Source organism: Liquorilactobacillus sicerae, from assembly GCF_029916425.1.
In the GTDB taxonomy this organism is placed as follows: Bacteria; Bacillota; Bacilli; order Lactobacillales; family Lactobacillaceae; genus Liquorilactobacillus; species Liquorilactobacillus sicerae.
In genome coordinates this window covers 1-391 of sequence record NZ_JAHAVQ010000356.1, presented here as the reverse complement: position 1 = coordinate 391, position 391 = coordinate 1, and the positions used below count along the sequence as shown (strand labels likewise).

1 pseudogene is annotated in these 391 nt (G+C 35.5%); it reads right to left on the bottom strand.

The features are described 5' to 3' along the window. Positions 1-114: 114 nt before the first annotated feature. A pseudogene (locus KH893_RS12815) lies at positions 115-391 on the bottom strand (amino acid permease); the annotation flags it as partial.

The following is a 391-nucleotide window of genomic DNA, read 5'->3' as shown; positions in this document are numbered from 1 at the left end:
GTTGATAACATGGGAGCTTTTATACTTCCAATCAATAAGCTTCGTTACCAGTTTTTACAAACTATTAAAAAAATTATCAGAAGGAAGTGAAAAGATTATTGTTCCTAAGCCAGATCAATGATGCTTGTCTTCTGAAATGTCGTTTTCAATATCTTCGATAACGGTTTCCGCTCGTCCACGTAAATAAGTAAAAGGAGAAACTTCTTCAACTGTTTTATGGCGCAGTTTGTAATTCCGTTTAGAAGTCTGAGATCTTCTTGAATAGATGAAGAGAGTTAAAACGAAAATGAAAATAAAGAAAGTTAGCATGATCATCACGTAAGCACTTAGGCTTATTCCCTTGATTCCGCTTGGGATAAAGGTCGAGACAAACACTGCCAGTGAACTAATC